This window comes from Rhodoferax sp. SPJ21 (genome assembly GCF_058216335.1).
In genome coordinates this window covers 985557-1000002 of the sequence record NZ_JBYZMO010000001.1, presented here as the reverse complement: position 1 = coordinate 1000002, position 14446 = coordinate 985557, and the positions used below count along the sequence as shown (strand labels likewise).

General features: G+C 64.5%; 16 protein-coding genes. 4 read left to right on the top strand and 12 right to left on the bottom strand.

Annotated elements, in window-relative coordinates; all coding sequences use genetic code 11:
- The first annotated feature begins 20 nt into the window (after positions 1–20).
- On the top strand, positions 21–806 hold the full coding sequence (locus AC4BBN_RS04485) for an IclR family transcriptional regulator (protein WP_490590749.1): 786 nt from the start codon (positions 21–23) through the stop codon (positions 804–806).
- Here AC4BBN_RS04485 and AC4BBN_RS04480 read toward each other — a convergent pair.
- Positions 786–1772: an alpha/beta hydrolase gene (locus AC4BBN_RS04480; RefSeq protein ID WP_490590748.1), complete on the bottom strand. Its 987-nt coding sequence runs from the start codon at positions 1770–1772 to the stop codon at positions 786–788. The genes AC4BBN_RS04485 and AC4BBN_RS04480 overlap by 21 nt on opposite strands.
- A 186-nt stretch (positions 1773–1958) precedes the next feature.
- Here AC4BBN_RS04480 and AC4BBN_RS04475 point away from each other — a divergent pair, with 186 nt between their 5' ends.
- Positions 1959–2582, top strand: coding sequence for an outer membrane lipoprotein (locus tag AC4BBN_RS04475; RefSeq protein WP_490590747.1), 624 nt, complete (start codon positions 1959–1961; stop codon positions 2580–2582).
- A gap of 7 nt (positions 2583–2589) precedes the next feature.
- Here the strand turns inward: AC4BBN_RS04475 and AC4BBN_RS04470 are convergent, their stop codons facing one another.
- The 3 genes from AC4BBN_RS04470 to AC4BBN_RS04460 all read right to left on the bottom strand — a co-directional run bounded on the left by AC4BBN_RS04470 (position 2590) and on the right by AC4BBN_RS04460 (position 5950).
- Positions 2590–2964, bottom strand: coding sequence for a hypothetical protein (locus AC4BBN_RS04470; RefSeq protein ID WP_490590746.1), 375 nt, complete (start codon positions 2962–2964; stop codon positions 2590–2592).
- A 197-nt stretch (positions 2965–3161) separates the two neighbouring features.
- On the bottom strand, positions 3162–3551 hold the full coding sequence (gene cueR, locus AC4BBN_RS04465; protein WP_490591387.1) for a Cu(I)-responsive transcriptional regulator: 390 nt from the start codon (positions 3549–3551) through the stop codon (positions 3162–3164).
- A 14-nt stretch (positions 3552–3565) separates the two neighbouring features.
- Complete coding sequence (locus tag AC4BBN_RS04460) at positions 3566–5950, bottom strand: heavy metal translocating P-type ATPase (protein ID WP_490590745.1); 2385 nt, start codon at positions 5948–5950, stop codon at positions 3566–3568.
- Positions 5951–6123: 173 nt separating this feature from the next.
- Between AC4BBN_RS04460 and AC4BBN_RS04455 the strand changes: the two genes are divergently transcribed.
- The gene (locus AC4BBN_RS04455; protein ID WP_490590744.1) at positions 6124–6330 is read left to right on the top strand and encodes a heavy-metal-associated domain-containing protein; all 207 of its coding nucleotides are present in this window, start codon (positions 6124–6126) and stop codon (positions 6328–6330) included.
- A gap of 2 nt (positions 6331–6332) precedes the next feature.
- On the opposite strand, the gene AC4BBN_RS04450 is transcribed toward AC4BBN_RS04455, so the two are convergent.
- From AC4BBN_RS04450 to AC4BBN_RS04425, 6 genes are all read right to left on the bottom strand, one after another.
- Complete coding sequence (locus tag AC4BBN_RS04450) at positions 6333–7718, bottom strand: MFS transporter (RefSeq protein ID WP_490590743.1); 1386 nt, start codon at positions 7716–7718, stop codon at positions 6333–6335.
- Positions 7719–7861: 143 nt separating this feature from the next.
- Complete coding sequence (locus AC4BBN_RS04445; protein WP_490590742.1) at positions 7862–8794, bottom strand: CysB family HTH-type transcriptional regulator; 933 nt, start codon at positions 8792–8794, stop codon at positions 7862–7864.
- Between the two features lie 205 nt (positions 8795–8999).
- Positions 9000–9728 (bottom strand): amino acid ABC transporter ATP-binding protein, encoded by a 729-nt coding sequence (locus AC4BBN_RS04440; RefSeq protein WP_490590741.1) that lies wholly within the window; start codon positions 9726–9728, stop codon positions 9000–9002.
- Entirely contained in the window at positions 9725–10417 is a 693-nt protein-coding gene (locus AC4BBN_RS04435; RefSeq protein ID WP_490590740.1) for an amino acid ABC transporter permease, read from the bottom strand. Before AC4BBN_RS04435 ends, AC4BBN_RS04440 begins: the two co-directional genes overlap by 4 nt.
- Positions 10418–10433: 16 nt before the next feature.
- Complete coding sequence (locus tag AC4BBN_RS04430) at positions 10434–11129, bottom strand: amino acid ABC transporter permease (protein ID WP_490590739.1); 696 nt, start codon at positions 11127–11129, stop codon at positions 10434–10436.
- 69 nt (positions 11130–11198) lie between these two features.
- Positions 11199–12026: an ABC transporter substrate-binding protein gene (locus tag AC4BBN_RS04425; RefSeq protein WP_490590738.1), complete on the bottom strand. Its 828-nt coding sequence runs from the start codon at positions 12024–12026 to the stop codon at positions 11199–11201.
- Positions 12027–12241: 215 nt separating this feature from the next.
- Here AC4BBN_RS04425 and cysK point away from each other — a divergent pair, with 215 nt between their 5' ends.
- Positions 12242–13216: a cysteine synthase A gene (cysK, locus tag AC4BBN_RS04420; protein WP_490590737.1), complete on the top strand. Its 975-nt coding sequence runs from the start codon at positions 12242–12244 to the stop codon at positions 13214–13216.
- Between the two features lie 42 nt (positions 13217–13258).
- On the opposite strand, the gene AC4BBN_RS04415 is transcribed toward cysK, so the two are convergent.
- Both AC4BBN_RS04415 and AC4BBN_RS04410 read right to left on the bottom strand, forming a co-directional pair.
- The gene (locus AC4BBN_RS04415; RefSeq protein ID WP_490590736.1) at positions 13259–13609 is read right to left on the bottom strand and encodes a FlxA-like family protein; all 351 of its coding nucleotides are present in this window, start codon (positions 13607–13609) and stop codon (positions 13259–13261) included.
- A 51-nt stretch (positions 13610–13660) separates the two neighbouring features.
- Positions 13661–14413 (bottom strand): ABC transporter ATP-binding protein, encoded by a 753-nt coding sequence (locus AC4BBN_RS04410; protein ID WP_490590735.1) that lies wholly within the window; start codon positions 14411–14413, stop codon positions 13661–13663.
- Positions 14414–14446 lie beyond the last annotated feature (33 nt).

Below are 14446 nucleotides of genomic sequence, written 5' to 3'. Positions count from 1 at the left end.
TAACGAAATTTGGACCCGCCATGCAGGAACCCCGAGAGCAACGCGCCGTACAGTCGATTGAGGTGGGTGGCCGCTTATTACTGGCCTTGGCTGAGAATGCGTCGCCCATGACGCTCAAGGACCTGGCCGCTCAGGCAGGCCTGCCAGCTTCGCGGGCCCATCCTTATTTGGTTAGCTTTGCCAAGTTGGGACTGGTGGAGCAACGCCGGGCCGACGGCCTGTATGCCCTGGGGCCGGCTGCGCTCCAGCTGGGGCTGACCTACTTGCACCAGCTGGAGCCCATGCGGCCGGTAAACGATGCCGCCGAGGCGCTGGCACAGGCTACAGGGCATGCAGTGGCCGTGTCCGTATGGGGCAATCTGGGGCCAACCGTGGTCCGGATGGTGGAGGCGCGCCGGCCTTTGCATATTGCGCTGCGGCCCGGCTCGGTGGTGTCCTTGCTGGGGTCGGCGACCGGGCGGGTTTTTGCCGGTGTGCTGCCACGTGACAAGATTGCCGCGGCCTTGAACCACCCCGTGGAGGTCTTGCTGAGCGCGCCCGGCACGCCGCTGGATTTTGAGCGTGAGCAGGTACACATTGCGGCGGACCTGCAAGCCCACGGCATGACCCGGTCCGATGGCAACACCCAACCAGGCATCAGCGCATTCAGCACGCCGGTGTACGGCCTGGACCGGCAACTCGTCGCCGTGCTGACACTCATTGGCCACAAGGACTACCTGAGCGCCGCCTGGGATGGCCCCGATCCGGCCGCCTTGCTGGCCGCAGCGCGGCAAGCCGCCATGCGCCTAGGGCACTTTGGTTTGTAAATGGGCCCGGTCTGCAGGCTGCGGCTGCTGGCGCACAAAGGCCAGCACCGTGGGCAGCACCGGTGCCAGCCAGTCCAGCGGGCGGGCCAGCGCCGCTACGGTGGTGATGTGGCCTACGCCTTTCAGCATCTGCACTTGCACATCGGCCCCGGCTGCGCGCAGCTTGTTTGCCAGGCCCTGGGTGTTGCGTTCTGCATCCACGATGTCGTCGCCCGTGCCGGCCATCAACAGGCTGCGCGGGGCGGCGCTGCTGGCATGTTCTATCGGCTGTGAGTCGGCCGGGGTGCGGGGCCAGTCAAAGGCGATCTGCACCTCGGGATCGACTATGGGCAAGAAGTCGTAGGGCCCCGACAGGCCGATCCAGCCAGCGAGTTGGCTGGGCGATAGCCCGACCTGTTGCAGCCAGCGCGGGTCCAGCGCCAGCATGGCGGCGTTGTACGCCCCGGCAGAGTGGCCCATGAGGTAGGTGCGCGTGGGGTCGCCGCCCAGCTCGGCGGCGTGCGCCAATGTCCACCGCAGGGCCAGGGCGTTGTCGGCCAGCATGCTGGCGTAGCGCACCTGGGGGCTCAGGCGGTAGTCGGCTACCACGGCGATGATGCCGTTGGCGGCCAGCGCCTCGCCGACGAAGCGGTAGTCGGCACGCTCGCCGCGTGTCCAGCTTCCACCGTAAATGAACAGTACTACCGGGCTTGTGCCGCCGGCTGTGGGCATGGCAGGGCGGTACACGTCCAGCCGCTGGCGCGGGTCGCTGCCGTAGGCCACACCAGCCTCGCCCTGGTAGGTGTCGTGCGGCACCAGCGTGTCCAGCAGCTTGCTGGCAGAGCAGCCAGACAGCAGCGCCAGAGCCGCAGCACCCGCAGCCAGCAAACTGAAACGGCGCGTGATGCGGGCCGTGCCACAGGAGGTAAAAGGCGTAATAAAGAAGGGCATGGCGGTGGTACGCAGCGTATGGCGGTTTGGATGCATAACAGCTCCGTATGGGGGGCTAAAGGCTGGTCGAACACATTGCAGGGGCGAACTTGTAACAACCACTGTTACCCGCCGGGGCTGGTTTCGTGTCATCTTTACAGACAAGGGCCGCGTTATCCAAATAACTTTTCATGCCGTGTGCAAGCTTGGCCCGTCAACACTCTAAAAACAAAGGTGATCGTTATGAATACGCCCCTGGACGCAGTTTCCAAACCCCGTCTCCACCCCATGATTCTGGCGGCCTGTGCCGCCGTGGTGGTCGTCTGCGCAGCCGGCACCGCCGCCATTCTGGGCTGGCTGCCTTCGTCCGCTGCCAAGAACGCCGAGATGAGCGAGCTGTCGCAGTCGAACCAACCCGTGGTGGTGGCGCCTACGGTGCAAACATCGGTACAGAACATGACCCCCGTGGCCAAGCCTGTGACACAGCACGCCACCCCGCGTCCTGCCGTTCAGCCCGTGACCGTGGCGCAGCGCTGTGGTGACTGCGGTGTGGTGGAGTCGGCCCGTGAAGTGACCACACCGGCGCAAGGCAGTGGTGTGGGCGCTGTGGGTGGCGCTGTGGTCGGCGGCGTGCTGGGCCACCAGGTCGGCGGTGGCCGTGGCCGCGACGTAGCGACTGTGCTGGGAGCTTTGGGTGGCGCGTTTGCGGGCAACCATATCGAAGGCCAGGTCAAGGCCACGCACAGCTATGAAGTGGTGGTGCGCCTGGACGATGGATCGACCCGCACGCTGCACCAGTCGGAACAGAGCGTGCGTCCTGGCGACCGGGTGAAGGTTGTGAATGGCGTGGCGCGTTTGAACGGTTAAATAACGTTTAAAGACTGGACGGATAGGCCGCATCGGCTGGCTCGCCGCGCAAACCCAAGCCGGCCAAGCCCAGCGGCAGCAGCAGGGTGAAGCTGGTGAAGCCAGCGGCCACGGGGCCGAACAGGGTGCCCACGCCCACCACCACGGCGGCCACCAACAAGGCGCCCACCATGTGCTGGGTTTCCGCGTACTGCAGGGGCCGTAAGGATGCGTGAAAGCAGGCCCAAGCCAGGCTCGCGCCCAGCGGCCACCATAGTGCCCATAACGCGCCAATCAAGACCGCCATCAGCACCGCCAGCGCGATGGCTAGGCTGGCGGGATGGCTGATGCCATCGATGAACGAGCGTTTTACGTGGAATTCGGTGCGGGGGTAAGAGCGCATATACAGATCTTTACAAATGACACTGCATATTGCAACCCGGTGCGCTTGAGTTCCATCAGCAAGATGGGGGATTCTTTGTAGGACGCTTTCCCGTGTGCGGCGGCCGTACGCCGTTTGCTGGCATACCAGGTGCTATAAATTTTGCAGCTTCTTGCGCAGGTAGCGACTGCGCTAGAGTGCTAAAAGGCTTGTAAAAACTAGCCCTTGTCCAACTGCTCCAGGATGGGGCACTCGGGCCGGTCGTCACCATGGCAGCAATGCACCAGGTCCTCCAGTGTGGCTTTCATGGCCAGCAGCTCTTGGGCTTTTTGTTCCAGCTCCTGGATATGCGCCTGGGCCAGGGCCTTGACCTGGCGGCTGGGGCGCTTGCGGTTCTGCCACAGGCCGACCAGTTCGCCTATCTGCGCAATCGAAAAGCCCAGGTCACGCGCCCGGCGGATGAACTGCAGGGTGTGCACCTCGGCCTCGCTGAACTGGCGGTAGCCGGCCTCGGTACGGCTGGGTTCGGGCAGCAGGCCCACCTGCTCGTAGTGGCGGATCATCTTGGCCGATACGCCCGAGGCCTTGGCGGCCATGCCGATGTTCATGGCAGTAAGCATGCTTATTCCTCCTTTGTTGTGGCGGGCCGCCAGCGGCTCAGCAGCAGCGCGTTGGCGACCACACTGACGCTGCTCAGGGCCATGGCCGCGCCGGCCACCACCGGGTTCAGCCAGCCAAGGGCTGCCAGCGGTATGCCGACCACGTTGTAGGCAAAGGCCCAGAACAGGCCGCGCCGGATGGTGGCGTAGGTGCGCCGCGAAATGTCCAGCGCATCGGCCACCAGGCCGGGGTCGCCGTGCATCAGGGTGATGCCGGCGGTTTCCATCGCCACATCGGTGCCGGTGGACATGGCGATGCCTACGTCGGCCGTGGCCAGGGCGGGTGCATCGTTGATGCCGTCGCCCACCATGGCCACCACCTGGCCAGCCGTGCGCAGGGCTTGCACAGCGGCGGCCTTGTCGGCGGGCAGCACTTCTGCGCGTACCTGCTGTATACCCAGCGCCTGGCCCACGGCTTCGGCGCTGCCACGGTTGTCGCCGGTCAGCATCACGGTGGTGATGCCCTGGGCGTGCAGGCGGGCTACCGCCGCCCGGGCCGTGGGTTTGATGGCATCGCCAAAGGCCAGCAGGCCCAGCAATGCGGGTGGGCTGCTCTGGCGCAAGAGCCAGGAGATGGTGCGACCCTCCGCTTCCAGGCTTTGGGCCTGTGCCGCCAGAGGGCCCAAGTCCAGCCCTTGCAGCAGGCGGCTACTGCCCAGCTGGTACAGCTGCCCGTCCACCATGGCTTCGACCCCGCGCCCGGGCAGCGCGCGGGCCTGCTGGGCTGCGGGCACCGTCAATTGCTCGGTCTGCGCCTGGCGGTCTACCGCGCGGGCCAGGGGGTGTTCGCTGCTGTGCTGCAGGGCAGCGGCCAGGGCCAGCACTTCTTCACGGGTATGGCCTGCGGCGGGTAGCACCGCCACTACAGAGGGTTGGCCCTGGGTCAGGGTGCCAGTCTTGTCGAAGGCGACGGTGGTGACGGCGTGGGCTACCTCCAGCGCTTGCGCGTCCTTGATCAGAATGCCGTGCCGCGCGGCCACGCCGGTGCCCGCCATGATGGCCGTGGGTGTGGCCAGGCCCAGGGCGCAGGGGCAGGCAATCACCAGCACCGCCACGGCGTTCAGTATGGCTTGCGAGGCATCTGCACCCACCAGCAGCCAGCCCACCAGCGTCACCAGCGCAATGCCCAGCACCACGGGCACAAACACTGCGCTGACTTTGTCCACCGTGCGCTGGATGGGGGCTTTGGCGGCCTGCGCGGACTCCACCAGACGGATGATGCGGGCCAGCCGGGTCTCGGCGCCCAGGGCGCGGGTGGCCAGCGTCAGCGCGCCCTCGGCGTTGATAGCGCCGCCGGTGACATGGTCGCCCACGGTTTTACTCAAGGGGCGGCTTTCGCCGGTGATCAGCGACTCGTCCACATGGCTGCTGCCTTCGACTACCTCGCCGTCCACGGCAATGCGTTCGCCGGGCCGCACCAGCACCCAGTCGCCCAGAACGAGTTGGTCCACCGGCAGCTCCACCAGCTCAGTGCCGCGCTGCACCCGCGCCGTGGCGGGGCGCAGCGCGTTCAGCGCGCGGATGGCGTCGGCGGTCTGCCGCTTGGCTCGGCCCTCCAGCCATTTGCCCAGCAGCACCAGCGTGATGACGGCGGCCGAGGCCTCGAAGTACAAATGCGGCATGCCGTGGCCCTCATGCTGGAACAGCAGGTAGACCGACAGGCCATAGGCGCTGCTGGTACCCAGCGCCACCAGCAGGTCCATATTGCCGGTGCGCGCGCGCAGGGCGCCCCAGCCGGCCCGGTAAAAGCGTGCGCCCAGCCAGAACTGCACCGGTGTGGCCAGCGCCCACTGGGTCCAGCCGCCCAGCATGGCGTCTATGCCCAGCCAGCCCAGCAGCATCGGCAAGACCAGGGGCAGGGTGAGTGCTACGGCAACCGCCACCGGCCACCAGTCCGGCAACTTCCGGGCCGCTGTGGGCGCCGCGATGTCCTTGGCGGTGTAGCCGGCTTTGGCGATGGCCGCCTTGAGCGCGGCTGGCGTCACGCTGGACAGTGCCAGTACGGTGGCCTTTTCTGTCGCCAGATTCACCGAGGCGGACAACACGCCGGGTAGCTTTAGCAATGCTTTTTCGACCCGGCCCACGCAGGATGCGCAGCTCATGCCTTCAATCTGCAGGCTGCTTTCGGTGGTTTGCACCGCATAGCCGGCGCGCTGTACTGCCGCCGCCAGCGTGGCTGTGCCCACCGTGGCGTCGGCCTGCACCGAAGCTTGTTCGGTGGCCAGGTTGACGCTGGCCTCGCGTACGCCCGGCACGGATTTCAGGGCTTTCTCCACCCGCGACACGCAGGACGCGCAGCTCATACCGGCAATGCCGAGCTGGAGGGGGGCTGCGAGAGTCTGTGACATGGTCGGGCTTCGTGATGGATAAGGTGCTGATGATGGACCTTTCCATCATGGCAATGTCAAGGTGAGGCGGAGCAAGTCAATGCCACAAGGATGGGTACTGCATAGCGCTGTTTGACCTTACCATTGTGTGAAGGTGCACAGTAGGCCCAACTACCCCTAACCAGGAACATTCCATGATCAGCTTCGAAGTCCAGGACATGACTTGCGGCCACTGCGCCAGCACCATCACCAAGGCCGTGCAGGCCACCGACCAGGCCGCTCAGGTGCATATCGACTTGGCCGCGCACCGCGTGGATATAGAGACGAGCGCAGCAGACACCCAGGCCCTTAGCGCCGCCATTAGCGAAGCGGGCTACACACCCGTGCCGCTAACGCAGTAAGTTCAGCGCGCCCACAGCCGGGCGAAGCTGGCGATGGACGCCAGGCCGGCCGATGCCGCGCCCAGCGACAGCGCCCAGGTGGAGCCCTGCATGCCGGCCAGGCTGAAGCACAGGGCCACCAGGGCGGCGCCCACGGTCTGCCCCAGCAGCCGCGCCATGCCGATCACGCCGCTGGCGCCACCGCTGCGCTCGGGCGGGGCGCTGGACATCAGGGCTTTCAGGTTGGGGGACTGGAAGAAGCCAAACCCCGCGCCGCAGAGCGCCATGCGCAGCACGATGTCCAGCGTATGCGGGTTGTCCGGCAGCAGCGCCAGCGACGCCATGCCCAGGGTCAGTAGCGCCAGGCCCACACCGCCCAGCAGGCCCGGCGGGTAGCGGTCAGACATGCGGCCCGCGATCGGTGCGGCCAGCGCCACGATGACTGGCCAGGACATCATCAAAAAGCCGGTGTTGATCGGGTCGCGGTGCAGCACCTCTTCAAAGTAGAACGGCAGCGACACAAAGGCCAGGCCCTGGGCCGCGAACGACGCCATAGCCGTGATGGTTGAGAGTGCGAACATGGGCCGGCGGAACAGGTCCACCGGCAGCATGGGTGCGGGGTGGCCGGCCTGGCGCCGCAACAGCAGCAGGCCGGTGACCAGGCTAAGTCCCAGCGGCGGCAGCACCACTGATGCTGCCTCACGCTGGGCGGCAGAACCCAGGGCGAAGATCAGCGCCGAGAAGGTGACGGCGGTCAGCGCAGCAGCCAGCGGGTCAAAGCCATGGCCACGCCGGGGCGATTGCGGCAGCGAATTGAACGCAAACGCCAGGGCCAGCAGGCCCAGCGGCACATTGATGGCAAACAACCAGGGCCAGGTCGCCACCGCCAGCACCAGCGAGGCCACCGCCGGGCCCAAGGTGAAACCTATGCCGACCACCAGTGCGTTCATGCCCACACCACGGCCCAGGCGCGCTGGCGGGTAGATCAGGCGTATCAGCGCGATGTTCACGCTCATCACCCCCGCGCCGCCCACGCCCTGCAAGGCACGTGCAAAAGCCAGCTGGGGCAGGGTGCTGGCAAACGCGCAGGCCAGCGAAGCGGCGGTGAACAGCGCCAGGCCGCCGATGAAGATGCGCCGTGGCCCCACCAGGTCGCCCAGGGCAGCAAACGGCAGCAGGGTTGCTACCACTGCCAGCTGGTAGGCGTTGATGATCCAGATGGAGTTGGCCGCCGGTGCGTGCAGGTCGGCCGCGATGGCTGGCAGCGCGGTGTTGGCAATGGCGGTGTCCAGCGCGCTGAGCACCACGCCCAGCAGGATGGCCACCAGGGCCAGCACCTCGTGGTTTTTAGCCTGGCTAGCTGGGCTAATGGTCGCGGGGCGGGCGGTGGCGGTGGACAGTTCGGACATCGGCGGAATCTGGAGGCCCTGAGGTACAGCTGCAGGGCGTGAAACAGGTGTGGGTAGGTAGTAACCCGAATGCTGCGATCCTAGCTGCAGACCGTAAACAACACATGCCGCTGGGGTACTTGCGGCATGCGTCCGAGCCGGCTTTAGCCGACGAAGCTGTTCTGGCCCAGGGCCTGCTCCACCACCTCGCGGGTCAGCGTGGGGGCAAAGGCTGCGATGAAGGCATACACATAGCTGCGCAGGTAGGTGCCCCGGCGTACCGCCAACTTGGTCAGGTTGATGCCGAACAATGCACCCGCGTCGATGGCGCGCAGCGACAGGTCGCGCTCGGCCTCGAAGGCGATGGACGCGACGATGCCCACGCCCATGCCCAGCTCCACATAGGTCTTGATGACATCGGCGTCCATGGCCGCCAGGGCGATGTGCGGCGTCAGCTGCTGCTGGGCAAAGGCGTCGTTGATACGGGTGCGGCCGGTGAAGCCGTTGTCGTAGGTGATCAGCGGGTAGGCGGCCAGGCGCTCCAGCGTCAGCGGCGCGTCCAGCAGCGGGTGGCCGGGTGGCACGATGACCGAGTGCGTCCAGCGGTAGCAGGGCAGCACCACCAGCTCTTCGTACTGGTCCAGCGCCTCGGTGGCAATGCCCACGTCGGCCTCGCCGGACAGCAGCATTTCTGCCACCTGGCCGGGCGAGCCCTGGTGCAGGTGGAAGGTCACGCTGGGGAACAGCGTGCGGAACTCTTGCACCGCTGCCGGCAGCGCGTAGCGGGCCTGGGAATGGGTGGCGGCGATGGCCAACTGGCCGTTTTGCTGGGACATGTATTCCTCGCCGGCGCGGCGCAGGTTGCTGCTGTCCAGCAGCATGCGTTCAATGATGGGCAGCACATGGCCGCCCGGGTCGGTCAGCCCGGTGAGGCGCTTGCCGGCGCGCACGAACAGCTCGATGCCCAACTCTTCTTCCAGCTCACGGATCTGGCGGCTCACGCCGGGCTGCGAGGTGTGCAGCACATTGGCCACTTCGGTCAGATTGAAACCGCGCCGCACCGTCTCGCGCACGGAGCGTAATTGCTGAAAATTCATGGAGAAAAGTCCCACCGCATAGCCAAACAGACCGCGATTATTCGATGGGTGACTTATTTCTCAAAATACTGAATTGTGGGTTGTATATAGCCTGAGTATCTTTAGGACTGCAGCATCCACACTCGGCGTAGCGGATTATTTACATGCAAAAAGTGCCGCTAGCGCAGTATTTATATGCGCAAGCAGCTATGTATTCAGTAGCAAATTAATGGCTGCGTATATCGGCCAGGAATTGCTGGGCGCGCGGATGTTGCGGCTGGCTGAAGAAGCTATGCGGGTCGGCGCGCTCTAGCACCCGGCCGGCGTCCATGAACAGCACGCGGTCGGCCACCTCGCGGGCAAAGCCCATTTCGTGGGTGACGCAGACCATGGTCATGCCGTCCTTGGCCAGGGCGCGCATCACCTGCAGCACCTCGCCCACCATCTCGGGGTCGAGCGCGCTGGTGGGCTCGTCGAACAGCATCAGCGGTGGCTGCATGGCCAGGGCGCGGGCGATGGCCACGCGCTGCTGCTGGCCGCCGGACAAGGCATTGGGGTAGGCGTCCGCTTTGTGCGCCAGGCCCACGCGGTCCAGCAGGGCCAGGGCTTCTTCCCGGGCGGCGGCCGGTGTCAGGCCGCGCAGGCGCACGGGGGCCAGGGTGCAGTTTTGCAGTGCCGTCAAATGCGGGAACAGGTTGAACTGCTGGAACACAAAACCTATGCCCGAGCGAAAGCGGTTCAGGTCCACGCCCCGGCGGTGGATGTCTTCGCCGTTGATCAGGATCTGGCCAGACTGGATGGACTCCAGGCGGTTCAGCGTGCGTATCAGCGTGGACTTGCCCGAGCCCGACGGGCCGCAGACCACTACTACTTCACCGCGCTCTATGGTCTCAGACACATCTACCAGCGCGTGGTAGTCGCCATACCATTTTTGGACTTGTTGGAATTCGATCATGCGCTTGCTTTCACAGAGGGGGTGCTGCGCCGTTCCAGCCAGAAGGCGAAGCGCGACAGGCCGAAGCACAGCACAAAATAAGTCAGGGCCAGCAGCGTGTAGACCTGGGTGCTCTGGGTGAACACCTGGGTATTGATCTGCGCGGCAATAAAGGACACTTCGGTCAGGCCGATGATGTAGCCCAGCGAGGTGGCTTTGATGGAGTCCACAAACTGGTTCACCAGTGAGGGCAGCATATGGCGCAGACCCTGCGGCAGGATCACCAGGCGCATGGTGGCCATGTAGCTGAAGCCCAGCGAACGTGCGCTCTCCATCTGCCCCTTGGGCACGCCCAGCACACCGGCCCGCACGATCTCGGCCAGGTACACGCCGTCGAACAGCACCAGCGCCATCAGCATGGTGCTGAACTGCTCGGTCTTGTGGCCGGTGATGCTGGGCAGAAAGAAGTAGGCCCAGAAGATCACCATCAGCAGCGGCACGCTGCGTACCAGGAACACCAGGGCAGTGATGGGCCAGCGCAGCCAGCGCCACGGGCTGACACGCGCCAAGCCCAGCAGCAGCCCCAGCGGCAGGGCCAGCAGCAGCGCCAGCGCCGCCAGTGAAACGGTCAGCGCCAAGCCGCCCAGTGGCCCGTTCGGGTACTGGCCGACCAGAAAATAGACCCAGTAGGTCTGTATCAATTCCAACATGCTTATGGCCGCCTACTTAGATGGAGCGCACTGGGTAGCGGTGCTGGTACCAGGCGCCCAGGCCGGTGATCAGTAGAGCCACCGCCAGGTAGGCGCTGGTGGTGAAGGCAAAGGCCTCCATGCTGCGGAAGGTGGCCGATTCGACCTTGGCGGCCTGGTACATCATCTCGGCCACGCCGATGACGGTGGCCACGCTGGTGTCCTTCCACAGGTTCAGTGTTTGCGACAGCAGCGGCGGTATGGTCACGCGCAGCGCTTGAGGCAGCACCACCAGGCGCATGGTGGCGATGAAGCCAAAACCCAGTGCGCGGCTGGCCTCGGTCTGCACCGTGGGCACGGCGCGTATGCCGCTGCGTATGTCTTCGGCCATGTAGGCCGCCGTGTACAGCGTCAGCGCGATGATGGCGCTCAGCGCCTCAATATTGCCGGCGTACAGCCATTCCTTCACCGGGTCGGGCAGCAGCTCGGGCGCTCCAAAGTACCAGAACAGCAGGTGCGCCAGCAGCGGTACGTTGCGGATGCTCTCCACATACAACCAACCCAGGCTGCGCAGCACGCGCAAGGGCGACAGGCGCAGCAGGGCGACCACCGTGCCCAGCGGTAGCGCCAGCACCAGGGTGATGCCAGCCAGCTGTAGCGACAAGGCCAGACCGCTGAGCAACCAGTCGTGGTACTGGCCGGTCAGCAGCAGGTTCAGATCAAAATTCAACATGGGCAAAAAGCAAAAAAGAATCCGCACCGTCCTGTTGCCAGGAAGGTGCGGACAAACACGAAGCCGCTGTTAAATCTGGTCGCTATCGATCTTGAAGCTGCGCTTGTCGAACTGCAGCTTGGTGGTGGGGCCATACCATTTGACGAACAGCTTGTCGGCTTCGCCCGAGCTTTCCAGCTCGCGCAGCACGCCGTCCACCGTGGTCTTCAGGCTCTTTTCGCCTTTCTTCAGGCCCAGGGCCAGGGGCTCCACGCTGATGCTTTGCGACAGGATGGCGTAGTCCTTCTTGGCTGCACCCAGCTTGGCGTAGTCGTTGACCAGCGAGGCTTCGTCGTTCACGTAGCCCACGCCCTTGCCTTGTTGCAGCGCCAGAAAGGCTTGCTGCGTGGTTTCAAAGGTCACCACATCCACGCCCGGCACGGCCTTGCGGATATTGGGCTCTTGGGTACCGCCCTTCACGGTCAACACCTTCTTGCCGCCCAACTGGGGCAGGTCGTTGATGCCGCTGGCGGTCTTGACCAGCACTTTTTGGCCGGTCACGAAGGTGGTGAGGGAGAAGTCCACTTGGGCTTCACGCTCTTTGTTGTGCGTCAGTGACGCGGCCAGGATGTCTACCCGGCCTTGTTGCAACTCGGGAATACGCGCAGCCACGGCCAGTTGCTTGAATACCGGCTTGACGCCGATTTTCTTGGCGATGGCACTGGCGATGTCTACCTCGTAGCCCACGATCTCACGGGTCTTGGGATCGACAAAGCTGTTCGGTTCGTCGGTGCCCAGCACGCCGATGACCAGCTCGCCTTTCTTCTTGATGTCATCCAGTTGGTCGGCCATTGCGGCGTGGGACAACAGGGTCGCAGCGAGTGCGGTGGCAATGATTGCGGCAGGACGGAATGGCATTGTGTGGTTCGCTCAGAGAAGTGATGAGGAGGCCGACTGTAGGCATCCCGCTACATGCTGTGAACGAATGAATGGCGATATTCAAGATTGAAAAACGCATAAGCGATGTGGCAGCTAGCTCATACACATTGCTTGTATGGAACTGATTTTTTCTTCGTTGGAGTAACCGCGCTTTGATCCTAAAGTGGCCGTTTTCACCACGGAGCACGCCCACCATGACCGCGATTTACGCAGACAACTCTTTGTCCATAGGACGCACGCCGCTGGTCCGCCTCAAGCGCATTACCGATGGCGCCAAGGCCACGGTGTTGGCCAAGATCGAGGGCCGCAACCCCGCCTATTCGGTGAAGTGCCGCATTGGCGCGGCGCTGATCTGGGACGCTGAAAAGCGCGGTCTGCTGGGCCCCGGCAAGGAAATTGTGGAGCCCACCAGCGGCAACACCGGTATCGCCCTGGCGTTTGTGGCGGCAGCCAAGGGCATTCCCATCACCCTGACCATGCCCGAGACCATGAGCATCGAGCGGCGCAAGATTTTGCTGGCCTACGGCGCCAAACTGGTGCTGACCGAGGGCGCCAAAGGCATGAAGGGCGCCATCGCCAAGGCCGAGGAAATCGCGGCCAGTGACCCCAAATACGTGCTGCTGCAGCAGTTCCAGAACCCGGCCAACCCGGCCATCCACGCCACCACCACGGGCCCTGAAATCTGGCAAGACACTGAGGGCCGTATCGACATCCTGGTGTCGGGCGTAGGTACGGGCGGCACCATTACCGGCGTGTCGCGCTACATCAAGCAGATCCAGGGCAAGGCCATTATTTCGGTGGCGGTGGAGCCATCGGCCAGCCCGGTGCTGACGCAAAAGCGTGCCGGTGAAGAGCTGAAACCCGCGCCGCACAAGATCCAGGGTATAGGCGCGGGCTTTGTGCCGGATGTGCTGGATTTGTCGCTGGTGGACGCGATAGAGCAGGTCAGCAACGAAGAGGCGCTGGACTATGCGCGGCGGCTGGCGCGCGAGGAGGGCATCTTGTCCGGCATTTCGTGCGGCGCTGCCGTGGCAGCCGCCGTGCGCTGGGCCAAGAAGCCGGAGAGCGAGGGCAAGACTATCGTGGTGGTACTGCCCGATTCGGGCGAGCGCTATCTCAGCTCGGCCTTGTTTGAAGGTGTGTTTGACGCGGCTGGCGCCGCTGTGTAGCCGCCCAAGAAGTGGTTCTGAGGCTTTGGCCTCAGATACGCATCAAGCGTAGGTATCGACCAACTCGCCCAGCCCCGGCGTGCGTTTTTTGGCTGCGGTTGGCGCTTGCGCAGCGTCGGCTGCGTCTGGCTTGGAGTTGTTTTGAATCTTTAGCGCATCAGCCTGTTGGCGCTGTTGCTGCAGTGCGGCGATCTGCGCCTGCAGCATCTGGATTTCGTTCTGTAGCAGCTGACTTTGGGTTTCTTTGGCCTTGGCATCCATGTCGCTGGCGGCCAGGTTCTTCAACTCGGTCGTCAGTGCCTGGATCTGCTTTTGCAGCTTGGCGATGGCGTCAGAAGTCCCGCTGCCTGACGAGGCACTGGAGGACGTTGCGCTGATGGATGAGACGTTCATGCTTACTTTATCGGCCGCGTGCACACGGACTTGAGAGAGAAATGGGCGGTATTAGCCCATCAATTCCTCCGCTATGGCTTCGCCAAAGTAAAAAGATTGGATGTCCGAGCGCTGCCGTAGCTCCTCAGCGCTGCCCGTCAGCACGGCCACGCCGGTGTCCAGTACGGTCGCCCGGTCTGCGTACTGCAGTGCCACGGTGGAGTTCTGCTCAGCCACCAGAATGGTCAAGCCCTCGTCCTGATTCAGCCTTTTGAGCTGCCGGAAAATGTTTTGCACCACCAGTGGCGCCAGGCCCATGGATGGTTCGTCCAGCACCAGCAGGCGTGGGCGTGACATCAGCGCGCGGCCTATGGCCGTCATCTGTTGTTCGCCGCCAGAGGTAAGCCCTGCCTGGGCGCGGCGCTTGTCCCGCAGGTGCGGAAAGATGGCGTACACGCGTTCCAGGTCCTGGGCCAACTCGGCCCGGTTGGCGCTGCGGCCCAGGCCGCCGGTCAGCAGGTTTTCTTCTACCGTCAGGCTGCGGAAGCAGTGGCGGCCTTCCAGTACCTGCACCAGGCCCAGCCGCACCAGGGCGGCAGGGCTGGTGCGGGATACGTCGTGCCCGTCAAACACAATGCTGCCCGCCGTCACCTTGCCACGCTCGGCCGGCAGCAGGTTGGACACCGCCTTGAGGGTGGTGGACTTGCCCGCGCCGTTGGCGCCCAGCAGGGCATGGATTTCGCCAGCCCGTACATCCAGGCTCACGCCGTGCAGGGCAACGATGGCGTTTTGGTAGACCGCCTCTACGGCTTGGAGCTGCAGCATAGGTGTGTGGGGCCAGGTTGATTAATGCGCAAT

Excerpts from the sequence above, each read along its gene's own strand:
- AC4BBN_RS04485 (WP_490590749.1), top strand. The coding sequence starts at position 21 with ATGCAGGAACCCCGAGAGCAACGCGCCGTACAGTCGATTGAGGTGGGT.
- AC4BBN_RS04480 (WP_490590748.1), bottom strand. The coding sequence starts at position 1,772 with ATGCATCCAAACCGCCATACGCTGCGTACCACCGCCATGCCCTTCTTT.
- AC4BBN_RS04475 (WP_490590747.1), top strand. The coding sequence starts at position 1,959 with ATGAATACGCCCCTGGACGCAGTTTCCAAACCCCGTCTCCACCCCATG.
- AC4BBN_RS04470 (WP_490590746.1), bottom strand. The coding sequence starts at position 2,964 with ATGCGCTCTTACCCCCGCACCGAATTCCACGTAAAACGCTCGTTCATC.
- cueR (WP_490591387.1), bottom strand. The coding sequence starts at position 3,551 with ATGAACATCGGCATGGCCGCCAAGGCCTCGGGCGTATCGGCCAAGATG.
- AC4BBN_RS04460 (WP_490590745.1), bottom strand. The coding sequence starts at position 5,950 with ATGTCACAGACTCTCGCAGCCCCCCTCCAGCTCGGCATTGCCGGTATG.
- AC4BBN_RS04455 (WP_490590744.1), top strand. The coding sequence starts at position 6,124 with ATGATCAGCTTCGAAGTCCAGGACATGACTTGCGGCCACTGCGCCAGC.
- AC4BBN_RS04450 (WP_490590743.1), bottom strand. The coding sequence starts at position 7,718 with ATGTCCGAACTGTCCACCGCCACCGCCCGCCCCGCGACCATTAGCCCA.
- AC4BBN_RS04445 (WP_490590742.1), bottom strand. The coding sequence starts at position 8,794 with ATGAATTTTCAGCAATTACGCTCCGTGCGCGAGACGGTGCGGCGCGGT.
- AC4BBN_RS04440 (WP_490590741.1), bottom strand. The coding sequence starts at position 9,728 with ATGATCGAATTCCAACAAGTCCAAAAATGGTATGGCGACTACCACGCG.
- AC4BBN_RS04435 (WP_490590740.1), bottom strand. The coding sequence starts at position 10,417 with ATGTTGGAATTGATACAGACCTACTGGGTCTATTTTCTGGTCGGCCAG.
- AC4BBN_RS04430 (WP_490590739.1), bottom strand. The coding sequence starts at position 11,129 with ATGTTGAATTTTGATCTGAACCTGCTGCTGACCGGCCAGTACCACGAC.
- AC4BBN_RS04425 (WP_490590738.1), bottom strand. The coding sequence starts at position 12,026 with ATGCCATTCCGTCCTGCCGCAATCATTGCCACCGCACTCGCTGCGACC.
- cysK (WP_490590737.1), top strand. The coding sequence starts at position 12,242 with ATGACCGCGATTTACGCAGACAACTCTTTGTCCATAGGACGCACGCCG.
- AC4BBN_RS04415 (WP_490590736.1), bottom strand. The coding sequence starts at position 13,609 with ATGAACGTCTCATCCATCAGCGCAACGTCCTCCAGTGCCTCGTCAGGC.
- AC4BBN_RS04410 (WP_490590735.1), bottom strand. The coding sequence starts at position 14,413 with ATGCTGCAGCTCCAAGCCGTAGAGGCGGTCTACCAAAACGCCATCGTT.